A 19238-nucleotide genomic window follows, 5' to 3' on the forward strand; every position below is an offset into this window, starting at 1 on the left:
CCCTCAAGCCACGAGGCACCTCATGATCCGCGAAGAATTCCTGCGTTTGGCCGCTGCCGGCTATAACCGTATCCCCTTGGCCTGCGAAACCCTGGCCGACTTCGATACGCCACTGTCGATCTACCTCAAACTGGCCGACAGGCCCAATTCCTACCTGCTCGAATCGGTGCAGGGCGGCGAAAAGTGGGGCCGTTACTCGATCATTGGCTTGCCGTGCCGCACCGTGCTGCGTGTGCATGACCATCATGTGAGCATTACCCATGATGGCGTCGAGATCGAAAGCCATGACGTGGAAGACCCGCTGGCGTTCGTCGAAACCTTCAAGGCGCGCTACAACGTGCCGACCATTCCCGGCCTGCCGCGTTTCAACGGTGGCCTGGTGGGGTATTTCGGCTACGACTGCGTGCGCTACGTGGAACAACGCCTGGGCAAATGCCCGAACCCGGACCCGCTGGGCGTGCCGGACATTCTGCTGATGGTCTCCGACGCGGTGGTGGTGTTCGACAACCTCGCCGGCAAGATGCACGCGATAGTTCTCGCCGACCCGGCCCAGGCGGATGCCTTCGAGCAAGGCCAGGCCAGCCTCGAGGCATTGCTGGAAAAACTGCGTCAGCCGATCACCCCACGTCGTGGCCTGGACCTCAGCCGTCCGCCAGCTGCCGACCCGATCTTTCGTTCAAGCTTTACCCAGGATGACTACGAGCGTGCAGTCGATACCATCAAGGAATACATCCTTGCCGGTGACTGCATGCAGGTGGTGCCGTCGCAACGCATGTCCATCGACTTCAAGGCCGCGCCGATCGATCTGTACCGCGCGCTGCGGTGCTTCAACCCGACGCCGTACATGTACTTCTTCAACTTCGGCGACTTCCACGTGGTGGGCAGTTCGCCGGAAGTGCTGGTGCGGGTCGAAGACAACCTGATCACCGTGCGCCCGATCGCCGGCACGCGCCCGCGTGGCGCAACCGAGGAAGCCGACCTGGCGCTGGAAGAAGACCTGCTGAGCGACGACAAGGAAATTGCCGAACACTTGATGCTGATCGACCTGGGCCGCAACGACACTGGGCGGGTGTCGGAAATCGGTTCGGTGAAGCTCACCGAGAAGATGGTCATCGAGCGATATTCCAACGTGATGCACATTGTGTCCAACGTCACCGGCGAGCTGAAAGCCGGGTTAACCGCGATGGACGCACTGCGGGCGATTCTGCCGGCGGGCACCTTGTCGGGCGCGCCGAAGATTCGCGCGATGGAGATCATCGACGAACTGGAGCCGGTTAAACGCGGTGTGTATGGCGGCGCCGTGGGGTATTTCGCCTGGAACGGCAATATGGACACCGCGATCGCGATCCGCACCGCCGTGATCAAGGACGGCGAGCTGCATGTGCAGGCGGGAGGCGGGATTGTGGCCGACTCGGTGCCGGCCCTGGAATGGGAAGAAACCCTGAACAAACGCCGCGCGATGTTCCGGGCCGTGGCGTTGGCCGAGCAAACGCCGCAAGCTTGAGATTAGATGTAAATCAAAATGTGGGAGCGGGCTTGCTCGCGAATGCGGAGTGTCAGTCACTGTATGTGTAACTGATAAACCGCATTCGCGAGCAAGCCCGCTCCCACAGTTGTTTTGTGGGGCGTTTCAGATCCGCTTAGAAATCCAGACTCACCCCCACATTGACCCCTTGCTGGGTAAAGCTGTCATCCTTCCTCACGTTATACGCCGCCCGTAGCGCCAGCTCCTGAGTCAGCTTGTGGCTGACACCCAGACTCAATCGGTCCGAATTGCTGCGCGGCGTATAGCCGTCCAGCTTGAAGTCGATGCCTGGCACGCTGTTGAGCGACATCTTTACCTTCTGGGTGTCGTTTTCGAACTCATGCTCGTGGGCCACTTCGCCAAACACTTGGGTTTGCGGCGTAATCCGGTAGCTGCCCTGCAGGCCGACGCCCAGGCGTTTGGAGTCGCGTTGCTGGTCATCGAAGGTCAGCGCGGTGGAGCGGTTGTCCTTTTCCGAATAGCCATCGACTTCGACCCGCGAATAGTCGGCGCTGATGAACGGTGACAAATGCCAATCGCTGCCGGCGCCGGCAATGTCATAGCCCAGGCGGCCGCTCAAGGCCCAGAGCCAGCCGTCGGTGTCGCCTTTTTCGGAGCCTTCGCTGACGCCCAGGGCGAACTTGCGCTTGAGGCTGTCGAAGTCCAGCTTGCCGCCGGTCAACGCCGCATCGGCCCACCAGTGGTTTTGCTGATATTGGGCGAAAGCGGTGCCCATGTAGCTGTTGAGCGTGTAGTCCGAGTCGCGGGCGCCGACTTCGAGTGTCTGGCGATACAAGCCGGCGGCCACGCCGACGCGCCAGTTTTCGTCGAGGCGATAGCTGCCGCCGAGGTTCACGTTGTAGCCGCTGCCGTCGCCGCTGGCCGAACTGCGTTGATCATCAAAGTCCAAATGCTGACCTCCACCGGCGACAATCGCGCGCCATTGGCCGACGGCCTGCCAGTTGCGATTGTCGGCTTGCCACTGGTTGCGCAGCTCATCCTGATGGGCGCGCAAGGTGCCTTGGGCCATCTCCGGCAGTAAGGTCACTTCCCACGGCGCGGCGAGCAGCGAGTAGGCGTAGTCGGCGATCAACTGTTGCCCGGCGATGGTGGGGTGAACCGAGTCGTTATAGATCAGCTTGGTCGGGTCCGGGGTGGCGCCGCCAATGCCATAAACCGGGTTGGCGGTGCAGCCGTTGCCGCTGAAGCAGGTGCCGGTGAGGTTTTGCCCGGTGGCCAGGCCAAAGCGCCCAGGGTTGGCGAAGGATTCATTGAGCAGTAACGGGATGTTCAGCGGGATGACCTGGGCGTCGATTTGCGACAGGCGCTGCACCAGTGCCTGGTTGAAAATGCTGCTCAGGGCCGAGCTGGCGCCTTGCGCGGGCGTGCCGTTGATGGCGGGCGTCAGGCCCAGGTCGGGCAGCATCCACACCATGATGTAGCGTGCGCCGGCCTGTTGCAGGGCCTGGGCGCTGTCCGCCAGGCGCCCGCCGGCGGCCACGGCCTGGCCTGGGCTGAGGACGCGCCCTTGCAGGAAGTCATTGCCGCCGCCAGACAGAAAATACAACGCGTTCGGGTCGGCCCGCCCGCCGTTTGCCGGCAGATAACCCTGACGGCTGCGCAGTACGGTGCCACCCCCGGCGTTGCCGGGCGGGATCGCCGCATTGGAGACCGAAGTGATGGAGTCCAGAATATTGTCGGTACGGTAGCCGCCGACCGCCCAGTTATTGCCATCGGGCAAACCTTGGGCGGCGCGTACCGGCGAGGTGGAGGCATTCAGGTCGTTGGGTGCCACGCCCAGCCTGGCCCCCAACAGCGTGGATGACACCAGGCCGTAATCGCCCTGGAATGTCGGACCGGTGCGGTTGGTAAAGCGCAAGGTGGCGCCGGCCGAGCCATCGGGGAACTGGCCGGCGTCGGCCAGGCTGTCGCCGAATACGACCATGGTTGAGTAAGGTGAAGGTGCTGCAAACGCCTGCGCGCAGGCCAGTGACAGGAGGCAGCCGGCAAGGGGCGCAAAAAACGGTGGTCTGAGCATGCGAAATTCCATTTAGTTGTTTTTGTGTCGGAAGCGAAACACTAGCAATGTAGTGAGGGTTTTCTTCGAAGAAAACAGTTTTTTCTTACAAATACTCGGTGGTGACCCCCGGAATCGCTGCGCCATATTGCACCGCTGGCGAGGCTACGTTACTGTGCCTGAACGTATGAATGAGACCCTCCCCGTGTTGATCATCAGCAAACTCTTGATGCGAGTAGTCAAGGCACACGCCCGTTGGCGTTGGCGCGCCTGACATTTTTCTCTGCCGGCCCGGCCGGACCTGTACCGATTTGCCTTCTTCACCCTTTGTTTGACGCCCCTTGCCGGCTCACCCTGGCAACCGGAACGTGCGTCTGGCAGCGGGACACGCTCTTGGAAGGCGGTCATTCGAAATCAGTGAATTCAAGAGGTTTGAACCCACATGTTGCTGATGATTGATAACTACGATTCCTTTACCTACAACGTTGTGCAGTACCTGGGCGAGCTGGGTGCCGAGGTCAAGGTGGTGCGCAACGACGAGCTGACGGTCGCCGAAATCGCCGCTCTGAACCCGGAGCGCATCGTGGTTTCGCCTGGCCCCTGCACGCCGACTGAAGCGGGCATCTCGCTGGAAGCCATCCAGTATTTCGCCGGTAAATTGCCGATCCTGGGCGTGTGCCTGGGTCACCAGTCCATCGGCCAGGCGTTTGGGGGCGACGTGGTGCGTGCACGCCAGGTGATGCACGGCAAGACCAGCCCGGTGTTCCATAAAGACCTCGGCGTTTTCCATGGCCTTAACCTGCCGGTGACGGTCACCCGCTACCACTCGTTGGTGGTCAAGCGTGAAACCCTGCCCGAGTGCCTGGAACTGACCGCCTGGACCCAGCTGGAAGACGGCTCGGTCGACGAGATCATGGGCCTGCGCCACAAAACACTGAATATCGAAGGGGTGCAATTTCACCCCGAATCAATCCTGACCGAGCAGGGCTACGAGCTGTTCGCTAACTTTCTCAAGCAGAGCGGCGGCACGCGCTAAGGACTTTCCATGGATATCAAGACTGCCCTGGGCCGTATCGTCGGCCATCTGGACCTGAGCACCGCTGAAATGAGCGATGTGATGCGCGAGATCATGACCGGCCAATGCACTGACGCACAGATCGGCGCGTTCATGATGGCGATGCGTATGAAGAGCGAGAGCATCGACGAAATCGTCGGCGCGGTGTCGGTGATGCGTGAGCTGGCCGACAAGGTTGAGCTCAAGACCCTCGACGGCGTGGTCGATGTGGTCGGTACCGGCGGCGACGGTGCGAATATTTTCAACGTGTCGACGGCTTCCTCCTTTGTGGTGGCGGCAGCCGGTTGCACGGTGGCCAAACACGGTAACCGCGCGGTGTCGGGTAAAAGCGGCAGCGCCGACTTGCTGGAGGCGGCCGGGATTTATCTGAACCTGACGCCGGTGCAAGTGGCGCGCTGCATCGACAGCGTGGGCATTGGCTTCATGTTTGCCCAGTCCCACCATGGCGCCATGAAACACGCCGCCGGCCCGCGTAAGGATCTTGGCCTGCGCACCCTGTTCAACATGCTCGGCCCGCTTACGAATCCGGCTGGGGTGAAACATCAGGTGGTCGGTGTGTTCAGCCAGGCGCTGTGCCGGCCGTTGGCTGAAGTGCTGCAGCGTCTGGGCAGCAAGCACGTGCTGGTGGTGCATTCCAAAGATGGCCTGGACGAATTCAGCCTGGCAGCGCCGACCTTCGTGGCGGAGCTGAAAAATGACCAGGTCACCGAATATTGGGTCGAGCCCGAAGACCTCGGCATGAAAAGCCAAAGCCTGCATGGCTTGGCGGTGGAAAGCCCGGCGGCCTCGCTGGAGTTGATCCGTGATGCCTTGGGGCGCCGCAAGACGGAAAACGGTCAAAAAGCCGCAGAAATGATTGTTCTGAATGCTGGCGCGGCACTTTACGCGGCGGACCATGCCTATAGCCTTAAGGAAGGTGTCGCTTTGGCCCACGATGCGCTGCACACCGGTCTGGCTCGCGAAAAGCTCGAAGAGCTTGGAGCCTTTACTGCTGTGTTCAAAATGGAGAATGAAGGATGAGTGTCCCGACCGTTCTGGAAAAAATCCTCGCGCGCAAGGCTGAAGAAGTCGCCGAGCGCCGCGCCCGTGTGAGCCTGGCTGAGCTTGAGGCCCAGGCGAAAATTGCCGACGCGCCGCGCGGCTTTGCCAATGCGCTGATCAAGCAGGCTAAGGAAAAGCAGCCTGCCGTCATTGCCGAGATCAAGAAAGCTTCGCCCAGCAAGGGCGTGATTCGCGAAGTTTTCATTCCTGAAGACATTGCCAAGAGCTATGAGAAGGGCGGCGCAACTTGCCTGTCCGTATTGACCGATATCGACTTCTTCCAGGGTTCCGACCTGTTCCTGCAACAAGCCCGCGCGGCGTGCAAGTTGCCGGTGATCCGCAAGGATTTCATGGTTGACCCGTACCAGATCGTCGAGGCCCGTGCCTTGGGCGCCGATTGCGTGCTGCTGATCGTCTCCGCGCTGGATGACGTGAAGATGGCCGAACTGGCGGCCGTGGCCAAAAGCGTCGGCCTTGACGTACTGGTGGAAGTACACGACGGTGATGAGCTGGAGCGTGCGCTGAAAACCCTCGACACACCGCTGGTGGGGGTTAACAACCGTAACCTGCACACCTTTGAAGTCAGCCTGGAAAATACCCTGGACCTGTTGCCGCGTATTCCGCGTGACCGCTTGGTGATTACCGAGAGCGGCATCGTCAACCGCGCCGACGTAGAGCTGATGGAAATCAGCGGTGTGTTTTCATTCCTGGTGGGTGAGACCTTTATGCGCGCCGAGAACCCAGGGGCGGAATTGCAGCGCCTGTTCTTCCCGGAGCGTGGTGTGGCGGTGAGCGGTTCGACCCTCGACTGACTTGAATACGGTAAAAATGTGGAAGCCAGCTCCCACATCTGGTTTGGTGTTTGTTCAGATGACAGGTGTTCGATGATTGAGCCGGTGTCGATGACAGTTGAAGCAGGGCTTGCCGCCGAGCAAGACTTGCTGGCGGCCGTTTGCGCCGGTGAACAGGCATTCGGGCTACTGTTCTGGCAGCCAAATGATCAGGCTTTGGTGATGCCGCGCCGTTTGAGCCGCTTGCCGGCTTTTGACGCTGCCAGCCAAGTTTCGGCTGCTGCCGGTTGGCCGGTGTTGCTGCGCGAAACCGGCGGAGAGCCGGTGCCGCAGTCGGCCGCCACGGTCAATATCGCACTGGTTTACGCGCCACCGCGTAGCGAGGGCGATCAGGGCCGCATCGAAACCGGCTATCAGCGTTTGTGCCAGCCGATCTGTGATTTGCTGATTGAGTTGGGCGGTGACGCTTCTGTTGGCGAAATCGACGGCGCCTTCTGCGACGGTCGCTACAACGTCAACCTTAACGGCCGAAAGATGGTTGGTACTGCCCAGCGTTGGCGGCAAAGCGGCGGCCGCCCGGTGGGTTTGGTGCACGGTGCATTGTTGCTGGATAACGACCGTGAGGAATTGATTGCGGCGGTCAATCGCTTCAATCAAGCCTGCGGCCTCGACCAGCGGGTGCGTGCCGACAGCCATATCGCGCTACACGAAGCCTTTCCCGCACCGGATGCCATCACCCGATTGGACGCGTTGTACCGTCAGATGCTGGCCGGACTCCTGCCCGCTTAACGCGTACCGAACACCACCATCGTCTTGCCTTTGACGTGTACCAGGTTGCGTTCTTCCAGGTCCTTGAGCACACGACCGACCATTTCCCGCGAGCACCCGACGATGCGTCTGATCTCCTGGCGCGTGACCTTGATCTGCATGCCGTCCGGGTGAGTCATGGCGTCGGGCTGTTTGCACAGTTCCAGCAAGCAGCGGGCCACGCGGCCGGTGACATCAAAGAACGCCAGGTCACCCACTTTGCGCGTGGTGTCGCGCAGGCGTTGGGCAATCTGCCCGCTCAAGGCGTAGAGGATGTCGGGATCATGCTGGACCAGTTCGCGAAACTTGGCATAGCTGATCTCGGCAACTTCGCATTCCACCTTGGCCCGCACCCAGGCACTGCGCTCCTGCTCTTTGCCCGCTTGTTCAAACAGCCCCAGCTCACCGAAGAAATCCCCGGTATTGAGGTACGCGATGATCATTTCGCGGCCGTCTTCATCTTCGATCAGGATGGTGACCGAACCCTTGATAATGAAGAACAGTGTTTCGGAGCGTTCGCCCGCGCAAATGATGTTGTGCTTAACCGGGTAACGCCGGCGCTGGCAGTGCATCAACAATTTGTCGAGGTTCTTGATCTTGGGTGTGGGAGCAAGAGCAACCATGGTTGTATCCCGAAAAGACTGCACGGTGTGGTTGGAATTATTTTTATCCAGCGGTAATGGCATTGATACACGCTGCAAAAAGGATGGCAATACGCCATTGAATTGGCGCCAGCTTAACAGACACATTCTGCCTCGATTAAGGAATTTAGCGGGCAAACGTTTTCATTGATCGTTTTCATGCTGGGCGCTGCGGTTTCAAGACCCTGTGCTAAGCTGGCGACCCTTTTTTAGCAGTGGAGTCTGGGCGATGAAGGCACGCATCCAATGGGCGGGCGAGGCCATGTTTCTCGGTGAGTCGGGCAGTGGCCATGTAGTGGTTATGGATGGCCCTCCGGACGCCGGTGGCCGTAACCTGGGTGTACGCCCGATGGAAATGCTCCTGCTCGGTGTCGGCGGTTGCAGCAATTTCGATGTGGTCAGCATCTTGAAAAAGTCCCGCCAGGCCGTCGAAAGCTGCGAAGCCTTCCTGGAAGCCGAGCGCGCCACTGAAGACCCCAAGGTGTTTACCAGGATCCACATGCATTTTGTGGTCAAAGGCCGGGCGTTGAAGGAAGCTCAGGTCAAGCGTGCCATCGAGCTGTCGGCCGAGAAGTATTGCTCGGCATCGATCATGCTCGGCGCCGCCGGTGTGGCCATCACCCATGATTACGAGATTATCGAGCTGGGTTGATTGCGAGTCGCCAATAAAAAAGGGCGCCCTTGAGGGCGCCCTTTTTCGTGCGGCTGTTTTTTAGATTCGATAGGTGCTTTTGGTCATGACCTTGGCCAATACGCTCATGCCGAACCTCACCGGCGCCGGGAAGCGGAAGCCGCCTGCATCCAGTGCGCTTTCTGCGTGGTGTTCTTCATCAATGCGCATTTGCTCAAGAATCGCCCGCGACTTTTCATCTTCGGCCGGCAGTTGCTCCAGGTGTTCATCCAGGTGTTTGCACACCTGATGTTCGGTTGCGGCGACAAACCCGAGGCTGACCTTGTCGCTGATCAGGCCGGCAGCGGCGCCGATACCGAACGACAAACCGTAAAACAGCGGGTTGAGCACGCTGGGATGGCTGCCGAGTTGGCGAATGCGCTGCTCGCACCAGGCCAGGTGGTCGATTTCTTCTTCGGCCGCATGTTCCATCGCTGCGCGTACCTGCGGCAGCTTGGCGGTCAGCGCCTGGCCTTGGTACAGCGCCTGGGCACAGACTTCACCGGTGTGGTTGATGCGCATCAGACCGGCGACGTGGCGGGTGTCGGTCTCGCTCATCTGCGCATCGGGTTGCACGATGGCGGGCGAAGGCCGGTACGGTTGGCCGCTGAAGGGCAGCAGTGTGCGCATGGCCATGTCGGCTTGCAGCAACAGACGGTCAATCGGCGAGTAGTGACGTTGGGTAGTCATGCTGACCTCCGGGAAGAATCTCGGCGGCCAGTTTACCGCAAGAGAAGGCGATGCGTTTGTGCTGTGTCAATTTGCCCCTGTGGCGAGGGAGCTTGCTCCCGTCCGACGGCGTAGCCGTCGCAAACTCCCCGCAACAATCAGCCCGGCGGCCAGTTCATCTGGCGCTGACCCAACACGTGCATATGGATGTGATAAACAGTCTGCCCGCCATCCTCGTTGCAGTTCATCACCACGCGAAAACCCTTCTCGCAGCCTTGCTCTACCGCCAGCCGCTGAGCGGTGAACAGAATATGGCCAGCGAGGGCTTTGTCTTCTTCGGTGAGGTCGTTGAGGGTACGGATCGGCTTTTTCGGAATGACCAGAAAATGCACGGGTGCCATTGGGGCAATATCGTGGAAGGCGAGGACTTGGTCATCTTCATAGATGATCTTCGCAGGTATTTCTCTGTTGATGATCTTGGTGAACAGAGTATCCACAGCTGTTTCTCCATTATGTAAGTGCAGAACGAGTGTACCTAGGCCGTCAGCGCGGGCAATAGGCCTTGTTGATGGCGCCGGCAATCTTGCGGGTCAGCCAGCGTGGGCTCAAGCGCGGGCTGAAGGCCAGCCAGCGGTTGCGTCGCCCAGGAATAATGATGGCTTTGTTCTTTTCCAGCGCGCGCACGGTGTAGAGCGCCACCTCTTCCGGGCTCATCAGTTGATTGCTGCGCTCGAGCTTGGCAGTGTCCATTTGCGCGGTGCCGAAGAATGCCGTGCGCGTGGGGCCGGGGCACAGCACCGAGACCTTGATTCCGCAGGTCTTCAACTCTTCGCGCAGGCCTTCGGAGAAGTGCAGCACATACGCCTTGCTGGCGTAATAGCTGCTCATCCAGGGGCCGGGTTGAAAGGCTGCGACCGAGGCTACGTTGAGAATCTGCCCACCGCCATGCAGCGCCATGGCGTTGCCAAGGGCGTGGCACATGCGGGTGAGGGCCAGGATGTTGACTTCGATCAGGTCTTGCTCGGTCATCCAGTCCTGGGCGAGGAACGGCCCACTGGTGCCCATGCCGGCGCAATTGACCAACAGGTCGATCTGCCGCTCGCCTTCTTCAAGTTCCAGCAGGAACCCGGACAAACGCAGAGGTTCGCCCAGGTCGCAGGCACGAAACAGCACCTCGACGCCGAAACGCTGAGTCAATTCAATAGCAATGCTTTCCAACTGATCACGCTGGCGGGCCACCAGAATCAAGCTGCGGCCGCGACGGGCCAGTGCTTCGGCCAAAGCCAGGCCGATGCCGCTGGAGGCGCCGGTGATCAGAGCGTAACGGGTCATGCCTTTCTCCATCGCAACGCCGCCGAGCCTGTGACAGAGGCATCACAGGCGGCGGGGCGTTTCTTCACTGTTCTGGAGAGTCTACAGGTTCGGCTGCGTCCTCAGCACTTTGCACGCTTTCTTCTTCATCTACGGTGACGCTTTGATCGGTGGCGTCATCGGCGGTGATGGAGCTGCTTTCGTAGCTGCTGTCCATATTCGCTTCGAGTTGGTTCAGGTAGCCGTTCATGCCCAGCGTCACCACAATGGCGAGCATTACCGGGATAAACGCCAGCCACAGGGTCGCCAACACCTTGACTGCTGTGGAGTTGCGCGGCGGCGGCGGGCCATATTGGTTGGCGCCTGCGTTGCCCGGCAGTACCAGCAGCAGGATCGGGAAGACGCTGTTGACCAATGGCACAAGGTTGAGGAGGTACAGCCAGCCCGACCAGCCCAGATCGTGCAGGCGTTGCACACCGATTTGTACGCTCACCCACACCAGTGCAACAAACAAGGCCAAGCCCAGCAGCACCCCGAGGATGGTGCCGGCAGTCGGCGAGGCGGTTGCCACGGCGAAGCTTGCGGTACTGATGATGCCACCGGCCACCAACAGCGCCAGGGTCAATACCAGCGTCCAGGCCAGATAACGCAAGCGGCCGATGCGCCCGTGGATCGTGAACACTTTAAGGGTTGAGTATTCCTCGGTGTACTCACCCACGGCAGCACGCGGTGGTGCATAGGGCGAAGCCGCCGGGCGCGAGAAGTCTGGCGCGCTGGCGTCGGTTTCGTGGGTTTCGGCCAGGTTGAAGCTTACTGGCTGCTCGGCTTCGATACGGGCATCGACGCCGGCGTTTTTCAGCGCAGTAAGGTAGGTTTCGGCATCGGCGCGGGAAAGGTCGCGCTTGAGTGCGACCGGGCGGCCGGTGAAAAGCTTTTCGATGGCTGCCACATCGCTTTTGAACAGCTCGGCGAGGTTCAGCTTGGCGGTGGTGCTTTCGACACCCGGAAGCAGGGCTCCGTCAAACACAATCTTGAAACGGCTGTCGCTCATGCGGGCATCCTTGTCACTTGTTCAGGGAAGGGTTTGCAGGCCTGCACACGTGGGCAGGCCTGCTGTTCAGTTCAGCGGGGCCAGCGCAGTTGCGCTGCCTGCTCGCGTGCCTTGCGGTATTCGGCATCCAGGCGGGCAATCAGTTCATCGACGCTGGGTAAATCACCAATCTGGCCGACACCTTGGCCGGCTGACCATACGGTTTTCCAGGCCTTGGCCTCATCGCTCAACGGCTTGAGCTTGGAACCGAAGTTGATTTCGCCTTTGCCCTGCAGGGCGGCGAGATCGAAACCGGCGTTTTCCAGGCTCTGGCGCATAAAACTTGCAGGTACGCCGGACACCGCAGCAGTGTGCACGATGTCGGCGGCGCGCGATGTGAGCAGCATCTCTTTATACGCGTCCGGGGCGTGGCTTTCGGTGGTGCCGATAAAGCGCGTGCCGAAATACGCCAGGTCTGCGCCCAGCAGTTGGGCGGCGAGTATCTCATGCCCGTGGTTGAGACAGCCGGCCAACAGCAGGGTTTTATCAAAGAACTGGCGAATCTCGGCGATCAGCGCGAACGGGCTCCAGGTGCCGGCGTGGCCTCCGGCGCCCGCTGCCACGGCGATCAGGCCGTCAACACCGGCCTCTGCGGCTTTCTCGGCATGCCGGCGGGTGGTGACGTCGTGAAACACCAGGCCACCGTAGCTATGGACCGCATCCACCAGCTCCTTGACCGCGCCCAGGCTGGTAATGACGATCGGCACCTTGTGCTCGACGCAGATCGCCAGGTCGGCCTCAAGCCTCGGGTTGCTGTTATGCACGATCAGGTTGACGGCATAAGGCGCGGGGTTGTCCAGCTGCGCCAGGCCCGCTTCGATTTCCTCCAGCCAGGCCTTGAAACCGCTGCTTTCGCGCTGGTTGAGTGCCGGGAAACTCCCGACCACGCCATTGCGACAGCACGCCAGGACCAGTTGCGGGTTGGAAATCAGGAACATCGGCGCAGCTACCACGGGCAGGCGCAGACGTTGTTCAAGCGAAGCGGGCAGTGACATTGGAGGTTCCCCGAGTAATTGAAATTAGAACGGTTTGACCACGACCAAAATTACGATAGCCAGCAATATCAGAACCGGCACTTCATTGAACCAGCGATAAAAGACATGGCTGCGGGTGTTTTCGCCACGGGCGAAGCGTTTTACCTGGGCGCCGCACATATGGTGGTAGCCGATCAGCAGCACCACCAGGGTGAGTTTGGCGTGGATCCAGGCACCGGATTGAAAAATGGCCGGGTTGAGGTAGATCAGCCAGCCGCCGAATATCAGGGTAGCGATCATTGCTGGCCCCATGATGCCGCGGTACAGCTTGCGCTCCATGACGCTGAAGCGTTCTTTGCTGACGGTGTCCTCACTTTGCGCGTGGTAGACGAACAGGCGTGGCAGGTAAAACAGCCCGGCAAACCAGCAGACGATACTGACGATATGGAAGGCTTTGATCCATAGATAGAGCATTTCTAGTTATTCCCAGGTTCACGGTAACTGAAGATAGTAGTGGCTCATGCGCCTGTACGTCACGTTGACGGTTGTCGCAGGACGATACGGCCCCTATTATCGACGGCTTTCCAGTGGGTTCGTTGAGGGCAGGTTTATGGTCAAGGTCGGTATCGTCGGCGGCACGGGTTACACCGGTGTCGAATTGCTGCGTCTGTTGGCTCAGCATCCGCAAGCTGAGGTGGTGGTCATCACTTCCCGATCCGAGGCCGGATTGGCCGTGGCCGATATGTACCCGAACCTGCGAGGCCACTATGACGGCCTGGCGTTCAGCGTCCCGGACATCAAGACCCTGGGAGCGTGCGATGTGGTGTTCTTCGCCACGCCTCACGGGGTTGCGCACGCACTGGCCGGCGAACTGCTGGCGGCGGGTACCAAGGTCATCGACCTGTCCGCCGACTTCCGCTTGCAGGACGCCGATGAGTGGGCCAAGTGGTACGGCCAGCCACACGGCGCGCCTGAGTTGCTGGAAGAGGCGGTGTACGGTCTGCCGGAAGTCAATCGTGAGCAAATCAAGCAGGCACGCCTGATTGCTGTGCCAGGTTGCTATCCGACCGCAACGCAGCTGGGTTTCCTGCCATTGCTGGAAGCGGGTCTGGCCGACGCTTCGCGCTTGATCGCCGACTGCAAGTCGGGTGTGAGTGGCGCCGGCCGTGGTGCAGCGGTAGGTTCGCTGTACTCCGAGACGTCGGAAAGCATGAAGGCCTACGCGGTTAAAGGGCATCGTCACTTGCCGGAAATTCGCCAGGGGCTGCGTCGTGCCGCCGGTAAAGACGTAGGCCTGACCTTCGTGCCGCACCTGACGCCGATGATTCGTGGCATTCACTCCACGCTCTACGCCACTGTTGTCGACCGTTCGGTAGACCTGCAGGCGCTGTTCGAAAAGCGTTATGCCAATGAACCGTTCGTCGATGTGATGCCGGCCGGCAGCCACCCGGAAACCCGTAGCGTGCGCGGTGCCAACGTATGCCGCATTGCCGTGCACCGTCCACAGGATGGTGATTTGGTGGTGGTGTTGTCGGTGATCGATAACCTGGTCAAGGGCGCGTCGGGCCAGGCCGTGCAGAACATGAACATTCTGTTTGGCCTGGACGAGAAGCTGGGCCTGTCCCACGCGGGCATGCTGCCTTAAGGCTGTTTGGCGGTTAAGCAAAAGGCCCGTTGATCGGGCCTTTTGTGTTTTTAATGGCGGCGGCGCAGATTGATATACCGTAACAATAGTTGACCGCTTTTCTAGGAGAAGCGGATAATGCCCGCCATTACGCATATGGCGGCGCTACGCCGGGAGATTATCAGCATGAGCGTTGAATCCTTCACCCCCACGGCTTTGCAATTCACCCACGGTGCTGCGCACAAGGTGAAGAGCCTGGTCGATGAAGAGGGTAATGATCGCTTGAAGCTGCGCGTATTCGTTACGGGCGGCGGTTGTTCAGGGTTTCAGTACGGTTTTACCTTCGATGAAGATGTGGCCGACGATGACACCATCGTCGAGCGCGAGGGCGTCAGCCTGGTCGTGGACCCGATGAGCTTCCAATACCTGGCAGGTGCCGAGGTGGATTACCAGGAAGGTCTGGAAGGCTCGCGTTTCGTGATCAAGAACCCGAATGCCACCACGACCTGTGGTTGCGGGTCTTCGTTCTCGATCTGATCGGTAGCCTGATCTTCAGCAAATAAAAAACGCCGCTTGGCTTTGATAGGCCAAGCGGCGTTTTGCTGTCTGCAGGTTTACGCTGGGTAGATCGCGCCTAATATCCGAAGCCCGCGTGCGCCGGTGACACTTGGGCGGTTGGCGGCGATGCCCTCAAGGCAGCAATGGGCCAGCCAGGCGAAGGCCATGGCTTCAACCCAATCGGGGTCCACGCCGTAAGCGGCGGTGCTGCTGACCTGAGTGGACGGCAACAACGCTGCCAGGCGCTTCATCAGCGTGGCGTTATGCGCGCCGCCACCACAGACCAGCAGGGTTTCGGTGTCGGTTTGTGCCGCTTGCAGGGACTCGACGATGGTCTGTGCGGTCAGTTCAAGCAGAGTCGCTTGCACATCCTCTGGCTGGAACGCTGGCAATCTGGCCAGGTGGTGTTGCAGCCATCCCAGGTTGAAGACTTCGCGGCCAGTGCTTTTCGGGCCTTTGGTCAGGAAGAACGGGTCGCTGAGCAGAGCGTTGAGTAGTGCAGGCTCGACCTGGCCAGCCGCCGCCCATTGGCCATCGCGATCAAAGTGCTCGCCGCGCTGATTGTGGATCCATGCATCCAGCAACACGTTGCCCGGGCCGCAGTCGAAGCCGGCTACGGGCTTGTTGGTCTCGATCAAGCTGAGGTTGCTGAAGCCGCCGACATTCAGCACGGCGCGGTTGCCGGTACGTTCTCCGAACAAGGCTTCGTGAAAGGCAGGCACCAAAGGCGCGCCTTGACCGCCGGCGGCCACATCGCGGCTGCGGAAATCACTGACGACGGTAATGCCCGTCAGCTCGGTGAGCAGGGCAGGGTTGCCGATTTGTACGGTAAAGCCTTGAGCAGGTTCATGGCGGATCGTCTGGCCGTGGCTGCCGATCGCGCGTATGTCATGGGGCTTGAGGGTTTGTTGTTCCAGCAAGGCATGGACGCCTTTGGCCGCCAGTGTCACCCAGTGTTGCTGGGCGAGAGCCGAACGGGCGATCTCATCCGGGCCGCTGGCGCACAGGCTCAGCAACTCAGTGCGCAGATCGTCCGGCATGGGAATGTAGTGCGTGGCGATCAACTTGATCGCCGGGTCTTGTTCGATCAGGGCGATATCCAGGCCATCGAGGCTGGTCCCGGACATCACACCAATATAGAGCGCCATACCTTAGCGCTTCGCCGAGGCCAGCAGGGTGGAGCGCTCCTGGTCCATGCGGGCCATCAGTGGCTGGCTCTGCTGCAGGAAGCGCGCGCGCTCGGCCTTGGCAATCGGGTCGGCCATTGGCAGCTTCTGGCCCAGAGGGTCGACGTGGACGCCGTTCACCTGGAACTCATAGTGCAAATGCGGGCCGGTAGACAGGCCTGTGGTGCCGATATAGCCGATGACCTGGCCCTGCTTCACGTTGCTGCCGGTCGACACGCCTTTGGCGAACCCTTGCATGTGGCCGTACAGGGTGCGGTAGGTATTGCCGTGCTGGATGATCACGGTATTGCCGTAACCGCCGCGGCGGCCGGCCAGCAACACCTTGCCGTCACCGGCAGCCTTGATGGGCGTGCCGCGTGGGGCAGCATAGTCGACGCCTTTGTGGGCGCGGATCTTGTTGAGGATCGGGTGCTTGCGGCCCATGGAGAAGCGCGAACTGATGCGGGCAAAGTCCACCGGCGTACGGATGAAGGCTTTGCGCATGCTGTTGCCATCGGCGGTGTAGTAGCTGGTGTTGCCTTGTTTGTTGGTATAGCGCACTGCGGTGTAGGTTTTGCCGCGATTGGTAAACCGCGCCGATAGAATCGCGCCGGTGCCGACGACTTTGCCGTTGGCGACTCTCTGCTCATAGATCACGTCGAATTCGTCACCCTGACGGATGTCCTGGGCGAAGTCGATGTCGTAACCAAACACGCTGGCCATGTCCATGGTCATGCTGTGGGACAAGCCGGCGCGGGCGGCCGACTGTGACAGCGAGCTGTTGATGACGCCATGCACGTAGGCGGAGCGCGTCACCGGTTTGGTGGTGATGCGGTTGAACGCAAAGCCTTTGGCGCCCTTGCTCAGGCTAATGCTTTCGAGGTCGTTGACATTGCTGTGCAGGTTTTTCAGCTGGCCGTCGGCAGCCAATTCGAACTCAAGCTTCTGACCGTGCTTGAGCTGAGTGAATTGCTTGGCTTGTTTATCGCTGGCCAGCACCTCATTAACGGTGGCAGCGGGCAGGCCGACCTTTTCGAACAGCGTTGAAAGCGTATCGCCCTTGGCGACGATCACTTCGCGGTGCAGCGCATTCTTGGTTGCAACGGGTGCCGGCGGTTCTTGAGTGGCCTGTTGGGTGTCTTCCGGGGTGTTTTCTATCTGTGCGAATGGGGATTCTGTCGGTGCGTTTGTGGCTTGTTGCGCGTCGGAAGCGTCTTGATCTTGTGTCAGTTGTTCAACTGGACTTTCCAGGTCAAGGCTCAGGGATGTTCGTTTGGCTTCTACGTCACTGGAAGGGAATACCAGGAGTGCCAGGCTGAGAAGGGCGGCGATACCACTTGCGGCGAGCAGGTGGGTCTTCGGGTAAAGCGGCGGCGCTTTAGACGGTTCTGTGGTCATAAGTAATTTTGACTTTGAAGATGAAATGGAAAAGATGAATGACATGATGAAGATGAAATAACTGTATAAAATATAACCAAATCATCTGTGGCGCAAGCTCGCGAACGCTGGGCTTGCTGAACGGTGTCCGTGCGCGGGACAAAACTTGTAATTAGTCCCTGATCTTGTATGGTTGGTTCCCTTTTGAATCTGAGCCTTGCGGGTCTGTTATGAAGTCGGTTGAAGAGCAGCTAGCGCTGATAAAACGTGGTGCGGAAGAACTGTTGGTCGAGGCCGAGCTGGTCGAAAAGCTCAAGCGTGGCCAACCCCTGCGTATTAAGGCTGGCTTCGATCCGACCGCGCCGGATCTGCACCTGGGTCATACCGTGCTTATTAATAAGCTGCGTCAGTTCCAGGAGCTGGGGCATCAGGTCATCTTCCTTATAGGTGACTTCACCGGGATGATCGGTGATCCGAGCGGCAAGAGCGCAACGCGCCCGCCGCTTACCCGTGAGCAGGTTCTCGATAATGCCGAGACCTACAAGACCCAGGTGTTCAAGATTCTCGATCCGGCCAAGACCGAGGTGGCGTTCAACTCCACCTGGATGGATCAGATGGGGCCGGCCGACTTTATTCGCCTGACTTCCCAGTACACCGTGGCGCGCATGCTTGAGCGTGATGACTTCGACAAGCGCTACTCCACCAATCAGCCAATCGCGATTCATGAGTTCCTCTACCCGCTGGTTCAGGGCTATGACTCGGTGGCATTGCGCGCGGACGTTGAGCTGGGCGGCACTGACCAGAAGTTCAACCTGCTGATGGGGCGTGAACTCCAGCGTGCGTATGGGCAGGAAGCTCAGTGCATTCTGACCATGCCGTTGCTGGAAGGGTTGGATGGCGTCAAGAAGATGTCCAAGTCCCTGGGTAACTACGTTGGTATCCAGGAAGCGCCGGGTGTGATGTACGGCAAGCTGGTATCGATTCCGGATGCGTTGATGTGGCGTTATTTCGAGCTGTTGAGCTTCCGCTCGATGGATGAGATCAACGCGCTGCGCGCAGACGTCGAGGCGGGTGCGAATCCTCGTGACGTGAAGATCAAGTTGGCGGAAGAGATCGTTGCGCGCTTCCATGGTGAAGAGGCCGCGGCCAGCGCTCACCGCGCGGCCGGTAACCGCATGAAGGATGGCGAGCTGCCGGACGATCTGCCGGAGATCGAATTGACTGCGGCTGAAGCGATGCCGATTGCTGCTGTGCTTAATAAGGCGGGCCTGGTTAAGAACTCCGCAGTCGCGCGCGACCTGTTGGGTTCCGGTGGCGTGCGTATAGATGGTGAAGTTGTCGATCGCTCCTTTATATACGAGCTGGGCGCTACCCACGTTTGCCAGGCTGGGAAGAAGGCCTTTGCGCGTATTACGCTCAAAGCCGAATAAAACTGAAATGAGGTGTTGACGGCGAATTATATCTGTCTATAATTCGCCCCACTTCCGGCGCAGTCGAAACGGAAAACTCCTTGATAAACAAAGAGTTATGAAGTTTTCGGCAGCGGGTTGCTTCAGTTCATCGAAGCCAAAAGGGAGTTGAAAAAGAGGTGTTGACAGCAGCGTGTAACGCTGTAGAATTCGCCTCCCGCTAACGAGAGATCGTAAGCGCAAGTGGTTGAAGTTGTTGAAGAATTCTTCGAAAGCTTCTGAAAATAATCACTTGACAGCAAATGACGCTGCTGTAGAATGCGCGCCTCGGTTGAGACGAAAGATCTTAACCAACCGCTCTTTAACAACTGAATCAAGCAATTCGTGTGGGTGCTTGTGGAGTCAGACTGATAGTCAACAAGATTATCAGCATCACAAGTTACTCCGCGAGAAATCAAAGATGTAACCAACGATTGCTGAGCCAAGTTTAGGG

19 protein-coding genes are annotated in these 19238 nt (G+C 59.5%); 9 read left to right on the forward strand and 10 right to left on the reverse strand.

What is annotated here, in order from left to right:
• The first annotated feature begins 22 nt into the window (after positions 1–22).
• A complete protein-coding gene (gene trpE / locus BLV67_RS30695; RefSeq protein ID WP_069786290.1) occupies positions 23–1504 on the forward strand; it encodes an anthranilate synthase component I in 1482 nt (493 codons plus the stop codon).
• Between the two features lie 136 nt (positions 1505–1640).
• On the opposite strand, the gene estP is transcribed toward trpE, so the two are convergent.
• Complete coding sequence (gene estP, locus BLV67_RS30700; protein WP_069786289.1) at positions 1641–3563, reverse strand: esterase EstP; 1923 nt, start codon at positions 3561–3563, stop codon at positions 1641–1643.
• 421 nt (positions 3564–3984) lie between these two features.
• Here estP and BLV67_RS30705 point away from each other — a divergent pair, with 421 nt between their 5' ends.
• The 4 genes from BLV67_RS30705 (at position 3985) to BLV67_RS30720 (ending at position 7238) form a co-directional block, all read left to right on the forward strand.
• Positions 3985–4578 (forward strand): aminodeoxychorismate/anthranilate synthase component II, encoded by a 594-nt coding sequence (locus tag BLV67_RS30705; RefSeq protein WP_053258301.1) that lies wholly within the window; start codon positions 3985–3987, stop codon positions 4576–4578.
• A gap of 9 nt (positions 4579–4587) precedes the next feature.
• Positions 4588–5637 carry an anthranilate phosphoribosyltransferase gene (gene trpD / locus BLV67_RS30710; protein ID WP_065929371.1) on the forward strand — a complete coding sequence of 350 codons (1050 nt, stop codon included), beginning with the start codon at positions 4588–4590 and terminating at the stop codon, positions 5635–5637.
• Positions 5634–6470 (forward strand): indole-3-glycerol phosphate synthase TrpC, encoded by an 837-nt coding sequence (trpC, locus tag BLV67_RS30715; RefSeq protein WP_065929370.1) that lies wholly within the window; start codon positions 5634–5636, stop codon positions 6468–6470. The genes trpD and trpC overlap by 4 nt, the downstream gene beginning before the upstream one ends.
• A 72-nt stretch (positions 6471–6542) precedes the next feature.
• Positions 6543–7238, forward strand: a complete 696-nt coding sequence (locus tag BLV67_RS30720) for a lipoate--protein ligase family protein (RefSeq protein ID WP_068932169.1) — start codon at positions 6543–6545, stop codon at positions 7236–7238.
• Here BLV67_RS30720 and crp read toward each other — a convergent pair.
• Positions 7235–7879 carry a cAMP-activated global transcriptional regulator CRP gene (gene crp / locus BLV67_RS30725; protein WP_069786288.1) on the reverse strand — a complete coding sequence of 215 codons (645 nt, stop codon included), beginning with the start codon at positions 7877–7879 and terminating at the stop codon, positions 7235–7237. The two genes, BLV67_RS30720 and crp, sit on opposite strands and share 4 nt — an antisense overlap.
• A 247-nt stretch (positions 7880–8126) precedes the next feature.
• On the opposite strand from crp, the gene BLV67_RS30730 reads away from it, so the two are divergent.
• Positions 8127–8549 (forward strand): OsmC family protein, encoded by a 423-nt coding sequence (locus BLV67_RS30730; RefSeq protein ID WP_056857866.1) that lies wholly within the window; start codon positions 8127–8129, stop codon positions 8547–8549.
• 60 nt (positions 8550–8609) lie between these two features.
• Here the strand turns inward: BLV67_RS30730 and coq7 are convergent, their stop codons facing one another.
• The 6 genes from coq7 to hemJ all read right to left on the reverse strand — a co-directional run bounded on the left by coq7 (position 8610) and on the right by hemJ (position 13085).
• On the reverse strand, positions 8610–9257 hold the full coding sequence (gene coq7, locus BLV67_RS30735) for a 2-polyprenyl-3-methyl-6-methoxy-1,4-benzoquinone monooxygenase (RefSeq protein WP_017138087.1): 648 nt from the start codon (positions 9255–9257) through the stop codon (positions 8610–8612).
• 137 nt (positions 9258–9394) lie between these two features.
• Positions 9395–9733, reverse strand: coding sequence for a histidine triad nucleotide-binding protein (locus BLV67_RS30740; protein ID WP_003210943.1), 339 nt, complete (start codon positions 9731–9733; stop codon positions 9395–9397).
• Between the two features lie 46 nt (positions 9734–9779).
• Complete coding sequence (locus tag BLV67_RS30745) at positions 9780–10568, reverse strand: SDR family NAD(P)-dependent oxidoreductase (RefSeq protein WP_065912484.1); 789 nt, start codon at positions 10566–10568, stop codon at positions 9780–9782.
• A 64-nt stretch (positions 10569–10632) separates the two neighbouring features.
• Positions 10633–11598 carry a DUF805 domain-containing protein gene (locus tag BLV67_RS30750; protein WP_069786287.1) on the reverse strand — a complete coding sequence of 322 codons (966 nt, stop codon included), beginning with the start codon at positions 11596–11598 and terminating at the stop codon, positions 10633–10635.
• Between the two features lie 71 nt (positions 11599–11669).
• Positions 11670–12632: an NAD(P)H-dependent flavin oxidoreductase gene (locus BLV67_RS30755; RefSeq protein ID WP_065912487.1), complete on the reverse strand. Its 963-nt coding sequence runs from the start codon at positions 12630–12632 to the stop codon at positions 11670–11672.
• 24 nt (positions 12633–12656) lie between these two features.
• On the reverse strand, positions 12657–13085 hold the full coding sequence (gene hemJ, locus BLV67_RS30760) for a protoporphyrinogen oxidase HemJ (RefSeq protein ID WP_017138091.1): 429 nt from the start codon (positions 13083–13085) through the stop codon (positions 12657–12659).
• 136 nt (positions 13086–13221) lie between these two features.
• Here hemJ and argC point away from each other — a divergent pair, with 136 nt between their 5' ends.
• Together argC and erpA are read left to right on the forward strand one after the other, a co-directional pair.
• On the forward strand, positions 13222–14256 hold the full coding sequence (gene argC / locus BLV67_RS30765; protein WP_010206935.1) for an N-acetyl-gamma-glutamyl-phosphate reductase: 1035 nt from the start codon (positions 13222–13224) through the stop codon (positions 14254–14256).
• A 165-nt stretch (positions 14257–14421) separates the two neighbouring features.
• On the forward strand, positions 14422–14772 hold the full coding sequence (gene erpA / locus BLV67_RS30770) for an iron-sulfur cluster insertion protein ErpA (protein WP_003176443.1): 351 nt from the start codon (positions 14422–14424) through the stop codon (positions 14770–14772).
• 77 nt (positions 14773–14849) lie between these two features.
• On the opposite strand, the gene BLV67_RS30775 is transcribed toward erpA, so the two are convergent.
• Positions 14850–15941 carry an anhydro-N-acetylmuramic acid kinase gene (locus BLV67_RS30775; RefSeq protein ID WP_069786286.1) on the reverse strand — a complete coding sequence of 364 codons (1092 nt, stop codon included), beginning with the start codon at positions 15939–15941 and terminating at the stop codon, positions 14850–14852.
• A 3-nt stretch (positions 15942–15944) separates the two neighbouring features.
• The gene (locus BLV67_RS30780) at positions 15945–17357 is read right to left on the reverse strand and encodes a peptidoglycan DD-metalloendopeptidase family protein (protein ID WP_065912493.1); all 1413 of its coding nucleotides are present in this window, start codon (positions 17355–17357) and stop codon (positions 15945–15947) included.
• A gap of 209 nt (positions 17358–17566) precedes the next feature.
• On the opposite strand from BLV67_RS30780, the gene tyrS reads away from it, so the two are divergent.
• The gene (tyrS, locus tag BLV67_RS30785; protein WP_065912495.1) at positions 17567–18766 is read left to right on the forward strand and encodes a tyrosine--tRNA ligase; all 1200 of its coding nucleotides are present in this window, start codon (positions 17567–17569) and stop codon (positions 18764–18766) included.
• Positions 18767–19238: the final 472 nt, after the last annotated feature.

The sequence above is a fragment of the Pseudomonas salomonii genome (assembly GCF_900107155.1).
Classification (GTDB): domain Bacteria; phylum Pseudomonadota; class Gammaproteobacteria; order Pseudomonadales; family Pseudomonadaceae; genus Aquipseudomonas; species Aquipseudomonas salomonii.

Bases quoted from the DNA above. Each gene is read 5' to 3' on its own strand.
- trpE (WP_069786290.1), top strand. From the start codon at position 23: ATGATCCGCGAAGAATTCCTGCGTTTGGCCGCTGCCGGCTATAACCGT.
- estP (WP_069786289.1), bottom strand. From the start codon at position 3,563: ATGCTCAGACCACCGTTTTTTGCGCCCCTTGCCGGCTGCCTCCTGTCA.
- BLV67_RS30705 (WP_053258301.1), top strand. From the start codon at position 3,985: ATGTTGCTGATGATTGATAACTACGATTCCTTTACCTACAACGTTGTG.
- trpD (WP_065929371.1), top strand. From the start codon at position 4,588: ATGGATATCAAGACTGCCCTGGGCCGTATCGTCGGCCATCTGGACCTG.
- trpC (WP_065929370.1), top strand. From the start codon at position 5,634: ATGAGTGTCCCGACCGTTCTGGAAAAAATCCTCGCGCGCAAGGCTGAA.
- BLV67_RS30720 (WP_068932169.1), top strand. From the start codon at position 6,543: ATGATTGAGCCGGTGTCGATGACAGTTGAAGCAGGGCTTGCCGCCGAG.
- crp (WP_069786288.1), bottom strand. From the start codon at position 7,879: ATGGTTGCTCTTGCTCCCACACCCAAGATCAAGAACCTCGACAAATTG.
- BLV67_RS30730 (WP_056857866.1), top strand. From the start codon at position 8,127: ATGAAGGCACGCATCCAATGGGCGGGCGAGGCCATGTTTCTCGGTGAG.
- coq7 (WP_017138087.1), bottom strand. From the start codon at position 9,257: ATGACTACCCAACGTCACTACTCGCCGATTGACCGTCTGTTGCTGCAA.
- BLV67_RS30745 (WP_065912484.1), bottom strand. From the start codon at position 10,568: ATGACCCGTTACGCTCTGATCACCGGCGCCTCCAGCGGCATCGGCCTG.
- BLV67_RS30750 (WP_069786287.1), bottom strand. From the start codon at position 11,598: ATGAGCGACAGCCGTTTCAAGATTGTGTTTGACGGAGCCCTGCTTCCG.
- BLV67_RS30755 (WP_065912487.1), bottom strand. From the start codon at position 12,632: ATGTCACTGCCCGCTTCGCTTGAACAACGTCTGCGCCTGCCCGTGGTA.
- hemJ (WP_017138091.1), bottom strand. From the start codon at position 13,085: ATGCTCTATCTATGGATCAAAGCCTTCCATATCGTCAGTATCGTCTGC.
- argC (WP_010206935.1), top strand. From the start codon at position 13,222: ATGGTCAAGGTCGGTATCGTCGGCGGCACGGGTTACACCGGTGTCGAA.
- erpA (WP_003176443.1), top strand. From the start codon at position 14,422: ATGAGCGTTGAATCCTTCACCCCCACGGCTTTGCAATTCACCCACGGT.
- BLV67_RS30775 (WP_069786286.1), bottom strand. From the start codon at position 15,941: ATGGCGCTCTATATTGGTGTGATGTCCGGGACCAGCCTCGATGGCCTG.
- BLV67_RS30780 (WP_065912493.1), bottom strand. From the start codon at position 17,357: ATGACCACAGAACCGTCTAAAGCGCCGCCGCTTTACCCGAAGACCCAC.
- tyrS (WP_065912495.1), top strand. From the start codon at position 17,567: ATGAAGTCGGTTGAAGAGCAGCTAGCGCTGATAAAACGTGGTGCGGAA.